This window comes from Mesorhizobium sp. M2C.T.Ca.TU.002.02.1.1 (genome assembly GCF_003997225.1).
Window position 1 is genome coordinate 1 of the sequence record NZ_RZTO01000381.1, and the last position, 5,670, is coordinate 5,670.

Genomic DNA, 5,670 nt, shown 5'->3' on the forward strand with positions numbered 1-5,670 from the left:
GAACGCCGCCACGCGGCAAGGCGAGTACGATTGGATCCTGCAGCTGGAGGCGCTCCAGCGAGGCACCAAGCTTTTGCCCCGCGTCTTGGCGATCGCGAAACATCGGTCATCCCTCCGGCCAGAGTTGGCGCAGCGACTTCTTCATCGAATTTCGAACCTGGATGATTTCGCCGTGGGAGATATGCCGGTCGAGGAGCCTGAACACCGCTCCGATAGCCTTATCGACGTCGATCTCCGGCTCGTAGCCGAAGCCGTCGCGGACGCAGATGACGAAGTCGCGCTTCTTTCGTTCCCAAGTCGGTTCGGCCGGGTTCCACCCTTCGAAATAGATGCCTCGGATCAACGTCGGCAACTGAGCAGATAGATCGGCCATTTCCTCGGGCGATAGCCAGTCGCGCAAAGCATGCAACACTGATTTCAATAACCGAAAAGCGCTCTGTTCGTTCCAATCCAAATCCCTGGCGAGCTCGTTCACCCATTGCTGCGCCTGCTCGGCGGCATGGATAAGGGACGTGTGTGAAACAGAGCGAGTCATCTTTGCCATCCTTCAATCGGTTTTTATTTTCGCTTGCTGGACGCCGTCGCGCATTGCGTCGGATCAAGTTTTACGCCCTGGACCTAACCGCCGGCGTTGCTCACCAGCAAAGGAACGACGCGGTCGGTCTCGGCGACAACGGGACGGCCGGAGCCGGCATAGGGAATGCCCAGCGCATCCCAGGTCTCGACCAGCGCGTCCTGCAGTTCGGCGATCAGCGCGTCCGAATGGAAGGGGGTTGGCGTGATGCGCAGCCGCTCGGTGCCGCGCGGCACCGTCGGATAGTTGATCGGCTGGATGTAGATGCCGTGCACGCCAAGCAGCCGGTCGCTCGCCATCTTGCAAAGCTCGGGATCGCCGACCAGCACCGGCACGATATGGGTGGCCGATTCCATCACCGGCAGGCCGGCGGCGGCAAGCACCTGCTTGGTCCGGGCCGCCTGGCGCTGCTGCGCGTCGCGCTCGGCCTGCGAGCGCTTCAGATGACGGATCGAGGCGGTGGTGGCGGCGGCGATCGCCGGCGGCAGCGCGGTGGTGAAGATGAAGCCCGGCGCATAGGAACGCACCGCGTCGATCACGGCGCTGGTGCCGCTGATGTAGCCGCCCAGCGTGCCGAAGGCCTTGGCCAAGGTGCCCTGGATGATGTCGATGCGGTCGGCCAGTCCCTCGCGCTCGGTGATGCCGCCGCCGCGCGGTCCATACATGCCCACCGCATGCACCTCGTCGATATAGGTCATGGCGTTGTAGCGTTCGGCGAGCTCGACGATCTGTCTGATCGGCGCGATGTCGCCGTCCATCGAATAGACGCTTTCGAAGACGATCAGCTTGGCGCGCTCTCGGCCCGCCGCCTGCAACAGGCTCTCCAGATGCGCGACGTCGTTGTGGCGGAAGATCTTCTTTTCCGCCCCCGAGCGGCGCACGCCCTCGATCATCGAGGCATGGTTCAACTCGTCCGAGATGATGAGGCAATTGGGCAAAAGCCTGGCAATGGTCGAGATCGAGGCCTCGTTGGAGACGAAGCCGGAGGTGAAGACGAGGGCTGCTTCCTTGTCGTGCAGGTCGGCCAGCTCATGCTCGAGCTCGACCAGCGGGTTGGAGGTGCCGGAGATGTTGCGGGTGCCGCCGGCGCCCGAGCCCATCTTGCCGGCCGCGGTCTGGAAGGCGGCGATCACATCCTCGTTCTGGCCCATGCCGAGATAGTCGTTGGAGCACCAGACGGTGATCTCCTGGGCGCGGCCGTTGGAACGCCAGATGGCGCGCGGGAACTTGCCCACCATGCGCTCGAGATCGGCGAAGACGCGGTAGCGACGCTCGGCGTGGAGCTGGTCGATCGCATCCTCGAAGAACCGCTGGTAATTCATGTCCGAAGTCCCCTGTCCAAGAGAAGCAAGCCATAGCCGCGAAAGGTTCTTCGATTGCTTTTGCCGTTAAGGCGCGGTTTTCACATTGAGCTAGGTCAAATTCTTGAACACAGGCAAGACGTCGCCGATTAGCCTTGCCTGACGTCAGAGTCTGGAAGTCGGGAGAATGTGAACGAACCGGGGTAGGATGCCGGCTGCGCCCGGTGTAAGCTCAAGGGGTCTCAGCGACAATTCGAGGGACTGCCGTGGATCGGTTCATCGCGCTGGCTAATATTGTCCATTTCCAGGATTTGCTCGCCCGGGAGAGCGACCCTGAAAAGCGGCGGATCATTGAGGACTTGCTTGCGCGCGAGAGACAGAAGCTCGAAATCGCAGAGCATCAGGCCGACACGAAAAGTGAGCCGAATGCTCCTTCGAAGCCCGACGGATCGCATAGACCAACGTAAACTCAGGCAAAAGCTCCCCAGTGCAACTGCCGATGCACTGGGGAGTGGTTCGCCGCCTTAAAGCAGGTCGCGTGAAGAAGGATTCACGCGACCTGCTTTGAGTTTTTGATTTAAGCATGTCTTTGTCCCGAAACCGGACCCACTTTCGGCAGACACGCTTTAGGCGGCTTTGACGGTGATCTTCTTCTCAGCCTTCCGGGCTTCCGCCGTCTTCGGGAGCTTCACGGTCAGCACGCCTTTGGCGAAGCTGGCGTCGATCTTGTCGGCATCCACTCCATCAGGCAACTGGAACGATCGCTGGAAGGAGCCATAGCGCCGCTCCGAGAGATAGTAGTCCTTCTCTTTTTCCTCTTTTTCTTCGTTCTTCTCGCCCTTGATGGTCAGGACGTTGTTGGCGAGCTTGATGTCGACATTCTTTTCGTCGATGCCCGGGAGTTCGGCGGTGATCTCAAACCCATTGGCCTTTTCGACCAAGTCCATCGCCGGTGCTACCGGCCAGGCAGCGTCGTGGAACGCGGGCAGGTGACGGCCGAAAAACGAGCGGGAAGAAGGCAACCGGAAATCGAAGGGATGGAAGTCATCGAAAAGCCGATCGACTTCGCGGCGCAAACTCTCGAACGGCGTCGTCCAGTTGTCCGATCTTGGCGATGCGGGAGCTGCTTTTTCGGTTCTCACGGGCAGTTTGGTGGCGGCTTCAGCCATGATACTCTCCATAGACAGAACAGTTTGATCGCAGGCGCCGCTGCCTCTGCTCCTCCAACCCAGGATTGCCACAAGGCGTTAGAGCCGAGGCCAGCGGACCCACTCGGCAGGCGTCCTCGCTAGACTGGTCCACCACTTCGCGATCTTCGCGTTTGGCGCGGATCGTCACGCCCGCGTGGCCATTCATGCCCGGCCTGTCGAGGCTTGCAGCAAAGCACTGCTACGGGCGGCGATCTTTGATCGGTGTCAAACAAGGCGAAGGGTTGAATCGGCGCGAACATCAATGACGATGCGCGGCAAACAATCCTGATCCCGATTTGACGGCAGTCAAGGCAATGCGCGACGACGATCGCTAGTTAGCTACCCCATCAACGGAGTCGCGCCATGGATTTCAAAGGCAAAACGGCGATCGTCACCGGGGCCGGATCGGGAATTGGCGCGACCATTGCGCTGGACCTGGCCAGCCGCGGGGCGCATGTCGTCGTCGCGGATATCGACCTTTCCTCAGCGGTAGATACCGTTACGCGGATCGCATCCACTCTCGGGAGTGCGCTCGCCTTCGAGGTCGATGTGGCGGACGCCAAGTCGGTCAGAAAGATGGTCAACTTCGCCGTGAAGAAGTTCGGCGGGCTGCATCTCGCGGTCAACAATGCCGGCATCGGCGGGCCAAGCGAAACCACGGCCGATTATCCGCTGGAGGATTGGCGCAAGATCATCGATGTGAATCTCAACGGTGTCTTCTATGGCCTGAAATACGAGATTGCCGCCATGCTCGAGACGGGAGAGGGTGGGGCCATCGTCAACATGTCGTCGATCTTGGGCTCGGTCGGAAGGCCGAAGGCTTGTGCCTATGTAGCGACCAAACATGCGCTGGTGGGACTGACCAAGGTGGCGGCGATGGAGTTCGCCACGCAAAACATCCGTGTCAATGCCATCGGCCCGGCCTTCATCGACACACCGCTGCTGACAAGGAATCTTGAACCGGACGTGATAGAAGGGCTTGCAGAATTGCACCCCGCCGGTCGGCTGGGTACGCCTGCGGAAGTCTCCGCGCTTACCTGTTTCCTTTTATCAAATCAGGCGAACTTCATAACCGGCAGCTATCACCTGATCGACGGTGGATACACGGCAAGATGATCCGCCAAAGGCCCGATGCACGGCGGAAAGTGGCGTCGCTCAAGAAATGACTAAAATCAAAGCGTCAGGCCATTCCTTGGATCAGAATAGCTCAATGTGGAATCCCATTGCGAGCGCACCGTCCGGCCCCAACCTTCAACTGGCTGTCTTTGACCAGGACGGTGTGCACGTGCTCGTCTTCCCTTGCAGGAAAGAGCCGATGGGCTGGAAAAATGCCGCGACCGGCGCACGAGTCGACGTCCATCCAACCCATTGGCGTCCGTGGGATCCCGACAAAAGTGATTGGGATCCGATGCAGAATTCACATTAAGGCAATCCTAGAGCGCGTTCACCGTTTCACGGAAACCAAACCGCTCTATCTCTTTGTTTTAGCCGCATTTGTGCGATGCCAAGCGCAAACAGAGCCGACCGGTCCCTGTGCTGGGGACTAGTTCTTCGGATCGGCTATCAAAGCCATGCGCACCAGATGCGACAGGCTGCCGGCGCCCATCTTGCTCATTACGTTCGCACGATGGATCTCAACGGTGCGCGGACTGATGCCGAGATCATAGGCGATCGTCTTGTTCGGCAATCCGGAGACAAGCCCGTCGAGCACCTGGCGCTCGCGCTCCGAGAGCTTGGAAAGGTTCCCGCGGATCTCCGCTGCCTGCGGATGCGTGGCAACAGCATGATTGCGATTGTCCACGGCCGACCGGATCGCCTCGATCAGCACCTCGTCATCGAACGGCTTCTCGATGAAGTCGGCAGCTCCCTCCTTCATCGCCTGGACGGCAAGGGCAACATCCGCGTGCCCCGTCATCACGATGACCGGGACGGCATGGCCGCGCGCCCTCAGTTGCCGAAGGAACTCGATGCCGTCTATGCCAGGCATGCGCACGTCGGTGACGATGCAACCCTCGATCTCCTTCGGTTCCGTTGCCAGGAATGCGGTTGCGGATTCATGGAGGCGCACGGCAAAGTCAGCTGTCGCAAGGAGGAAACCCAGCGACTTGCGCACATCGATATCGTCGTCGACCACATGCACGACATCACTGGCCACGGGTAACCTCTTCCTTTTCGACGGCGCGCAAGGTGAACCGGAACGCGGTGCCCCCGCCGGGCGGAGCCTCAGCCCAGATATGCCCACCATGCGACTCGACGATAGTGCGACAAATGGACAGCCCCACGCCCATTCCCTGTTTCTTGGTGGTGACGAAAGGCTGGAAGAGCTGGGCCGATACCTCCGGCGCAAGGCCCGGCCCGGTGTCGATCACGCCAACTTCCGCCATGCCGTCGTGCCGGGCCGCCGTTACGATGCGCAGCTCGCGGCGAGGCGCACCCTGCATTGCCTCCACCGCGTTTCTCATCAGGTTCAGCAACACCTGCTCGATCTGGATACGGTCGGTCAAAACAAGTTCGGCAGCCGGATCAAGCTCGTAGGTGACACGCACATCCGCTTCCCTGGCGCCCACCAACGCAAGCGAGGAGGCGTCTTCGATCAGAGAAGGCA

7 protein-coding genes are annotated in these 5,670 nt (G+C 60.4%); 2 read left to right on the forward strand and 5 right to left on the reverse strand.

The window, feature by feature from the left end; all coding sequences use genetic code 11:
- Nucleotides 1–106: 106 nt before the first annotated feature.
- Together EOD07_RS19845 and hemA are read right to left on the reverse strand one after the other, a co-directional pair.
- Nucleotides 107–535, reverse strand: a complete 429-nt coding sequence (locus EOD07_RS19845) for a DUF2267 domain-containing protein (RefSeq protein ID WP_245470314.1) — start codon at nucleotides 533–535, stop codon at nucleotides 107–109.
- An 83-nt stretch (nucleotides 536–618) separates the two neighbouring features.
- Nucleotides 619–1,896 carry a 5-aminolevulinate synthase gene (hemA, locus tag EOD07_RS19850; RefSeq protein ID WP_127236677.1) on the reverse strand — a complete coding sequence of 426 codons (1,278 nt, stop codon included), beginning with the start codon at nucleotides 1,894–1,896 and terminating at the stop codon, nucleotides 619–621.
- Nucleotides 1,897–2,141: 245 nt separating this feature from the next.
- On the opposite strand from hemA, the gene EOD07_RS19855 reads away from it, so the two are divergent.
- Nucleotides 2,142–2,342, forward strand: coding sequence for a hypothetical protein (locus tag EOD07_RS19855; RefSeq protein ID WP_127236678.1), 201 nt, complete (start codon nucleotides 2,142–2,144; stop codon nucleotides 2,340–2,342).
- Between the two features lie 159 nt (nucleotides 2,343–2,501).
- Here EOD07_RS19855 and EOD07_RS19860 read toward each other — a convergent pair whose 3' ends face one another.
- Nucleotides 2,502–3,044 carry an Hsp20/alpha crystallin family protein gene (locus tag EOD07_RS19860; RefSeq protein WP_073986283.1) on the reverse strand — a complete coding sequence of 181 codons (543 nt, stop codon included), beginning with the start codon at nucleotides 3,042–3,044 and terminating at the stop codon, nucleotides 2,502–2,504.
- A gap of 384 nt (nucleotides 3,045–3,428) precedes the next feature.
- Between EOD07_RS19860 and EOD07_RS19865 the strand changes: the two genes are divergently transcribed.
- Entirely contained in the window at nucleotides 3,429–4,181 is a 753-nt protein-coding gene (locus EOD07_RS19865; protein WP_127236679.1) for an SDR family NAD(P)-dependent oxidoreductase, read from the forward strand.
- Nucleotides 4,182–4,608: 427 nt separating this feature from the next.
- Here the strand turns inward: EOD07_RS19865 and fixJ are convergent, their stop codons facing one another.
- Both fixJ and EOD07_RS19880 read right to left on the reverse strand, forming a co-directional pair.
- Complete coding sequence (gene fixJ, locus EOD07_RS19875) at nucleotides 4,609–5,220, reverse strand: response regulator FixJ (RefSeq protein ID WP_073986280.1); 612 nt, start codon at nucleotides 5,218–5,220, stop codon at nucleotides 4,609–4,611.
- A partial coding sequence (locus EOD07_RS19880) for an ATP-binding protein (protein WP_127236682.1) occupies nucleotides 5,210–5,670 on the reverse strand: 461 nt, incomplete at its 5' end. The genes EOD07_RS19880 and fixJ, both read right to left, overlap by 11 nt.

What these genes read in the sequence shown, in the direction of transcription:
- EOD07_RS19845 (WP_245470314.1), bottom strand. Translation starts at nt 535, where the DNA reads ATGACTCGCTCTGTTTCACACACGTCCCTTATCCATGCCGCCGAGCAG.
- hemA (WP_127236677.1), bottom strand. Translation starts at nt 1,896, where the DNA reads ATGAATTACCAGCGGTTCTTCGAGGATGCGATCGACCAGCTCCACGCC.
- EOD07_RS19860 (WP_073986283.1), bottom strand. Translation starts at nt 3,044, where the DNA reads ATGGCTGAAGCCGCCACCAAACTGCCCGTGAGAACCGAAAAAGCAGCT.
- EOD07_RS19865 (WP_127236679.1), top strand. Translation starts at nt 3,429, where the DNA reads ATGGATTTCAAAGGCAAAACGGCGATCGTCACCGGGGCCGGATCGGGA.